At 66.8% G+C, this 1,491-nt stretch carries 1 protein-coding gene and 1 pseudogene; one reads left to right on the forward strand and one right to left on the reverse strand.

Features of this window, described 5'->3' with window-relative positions:
• Window positions 1-143, reverse strand: a pseudogene (locus FJ980_RS35625) (cupin domain-containing protein); the annotation flags it as partial.
• Window positions 144-270: 127 nt separating this feature from the next.
• On the opposite strand from FJ980_RS35625, the gene FJ980_RS31330 reads away from it, so the two are divergent.
• On the forward strand, window positions 271-1,491 hold a 1,221-nt coding region (locus tag FJ980_RS31330), incomplete at its 3' end, for a winged helix-turn-helix domain-containing protein (RefSeq protein WP_140547405.1).

A 1,491-nucleotide genomic window follows, 5' to 3' on the forward strand; every position in this document is an offset into this window, starting at 1 on the left:
GTGGCGAAGCCGGCCGTTATGGTCCAGTCGAACATGCTCTTGTGGCTGGTATCCTCGCCGGTGACGAGAAACACCATCGGCTGGCCACGCAGCATGACCCCCTTGGTCTCGTCGGGCATCCGGATGACAGGGGCGGCGCTCATTTGATCCTCCATCGGTTCGCTGCTTTTTCCCGCAGCCACCGGCACAGGATGCCTCTACCCGGCCGGCCGGTCGTGAAGCCGTTGCGAAATCATTGCGAAAAGATCGCAAACGGTATCTCCTTCGGGAATGGAAAAAAGCCTCGCCTTTGGCCCCTTTCGCATCGACGGCGAAGCCGGGATCCTGTTCCACGGTGACCAGCCGACGCCGCTCGGCCAACGGGCCGTCGCGCTGCTGGCGCTGCTTGTCGAACGCACGGGCAAGCCGGTTCCCAAGCAGGCGCTGATCGACGCCGCATGGCCGGGCCAAGCGATCGAGGACAGCAATCTGACGGTGCAGATCGCGGCGGCCAGGCGCATGCTGGAGAGCGCGGCCGGCGGCGGAAGCTGGATCGAGACGCTGCCGCGGCACGGCTATCGCTATGTCGGGCCCGAGGTCGCGATCGGTGGTCTCGGCCCCGAGGCGGCAACGCTGACATGGCCCGGCAAGCCTTCGATCGCGGTTCTGCCGTTCTCGAACCTGAGCGGTGATCCGGAGCAGGACTATTTCGCCGACGGCATCGTCGACGACATCACCACCGGCCTGGCGCGCATCAACTGGCTGTTAGTCATCGCGCGCAACTCCTCCTTCACCTATAAGGGGCGCGCGGTGGACGTGAAGCAGGTCGGCCGCGAGCTCGGCGTCCACTATGTGCTTGAAGGCAGCGTGCGCAGGGCCGGCGGCAGCGTGCGCGTCACCGGCCAGATGATCGACACCTCGACCGGCGCCCACATATGGGCCGAGCGCTTCGACCGCGCCTCCGCCGATATTTTCGCGCTCCAGGATGAGATCGCGCTGGCGGCCGTCGGCGCGATCGCGCCCAGCCTGCGGCGCGTCGAAATCGAGAGGGTGAGGCGCAAGCGCCCCGACAGTCTCGATGCCTACGACCTCGTGCTGCGCGCCCAGCCGGACGTGGATTCCGGCATGCCCGAACGGGTGGCGCAGGCGCTCGTGCTGCTCGAACGCGCCATCGAACTCGAGCCGACCTATGCGCTTGCCCACGGCAATGCCGCCATGTGCCATCATTGCCTGTTCCTTCGCGCCGGCTTGCAGGAAGCCGATCGCGAGGCTTCGGTACGCCATGCCCGGCTGGCCATCCTGCACGGACAGGACGACGCGGCCGCGCTTACCCTTGCGGGGTTTTCGATCGGCATGGATGGACATGACCGCAAGGCCGCCTTCACCGCCCTGGAAGCCGCGCTTGCCGTCAGCCCGTCATCCGCCCTGACCTACATTCTGGGCAGCGTCATCCTCGGCTGGAGCGGCGAAGCCGAGCAAGCCATCGCGTGGAGCGAGCGCGGGATGCGGCTC

Origin of the sequence: Mesorhizobium sp. B1-1-5, assembly GCF_006443065.1 — a bacterium.
GTDB lineage: Bacteria > Pseudomonadota > Alphaproteobacteria > Rhizobiales > Rhizobiaceae > Mesorhizobium.